Source organism: Cognatishimia sp. F0-27, assembly GCF_020667845.1.
GTDB lineage: Bacteria > Pseudomonadota > Alphaproteobacteria > Rhodobacterales > Rhodobacteraceae > JAFMPQ01.
The window spans coordinates 1-508 of the sequence record NZ_JAFMPQ010000108.1; the positions used below are offsets into that span (position 1 = coordinate 1).

The 508-nt window shown below is 61.4% G+C and carries 1 protein-coding gene; it reads left to right on the plus strand.

The features are described from left to right. Positions 1–319: hypothetical protein (locus tag J1C49_RS21545; protein WP_370639451.1), on the plus strand; the 319-nt coding region annotated here is incomplete at its 5' end. Positions 320–508 lie beyond the last annotated feature (189 nt).

The following is a 508-nucleotide window of genomic DNA, read 5'->3' on the forward strand; positions in this document are numbered from 1 at the left end:
TGTCACGATGCTCTCCGACCAGCAGATCGACAGCCTCATCGCCGTGCTCAACTCCGGCCGCAGCGAAAGCGAAAAGCGCGCCTATGCACAGAGCTTCTTTGAAGACAGCGATCCGGTGGCCAACCTTGGCACAGGTGTCGAGATCGACCCCGATGCACGGATGATCACCGACCGCGACCGCACGCTCATCGAGGCTTATGCGCCGGATGCCGACCTGACAGAGCTGTCCGAAGACCAGATCGATTCGCTGGTTGCCGTGCTGAACTCCGGCCGCTCGGAAGGTGACAAGCGCGACTATGCGCAGAGCATCTTTCAGTAAAACCGGCCAGACAGCATAAATTCTGCAGAACGCAAGGGCCACTCTTCGGAGTGGCCCTTTGGCGTTGGGTCTCGCGCGCAACGCCGAACGAAAACGGGGCGCCCTGCGGCGCCCCGTATTAGTCTGATTGTCCGCCTGCGCTGTGCCGGTTGTATGGCGCGCGGCGGCGGACGGATCGTTGCTTATTCG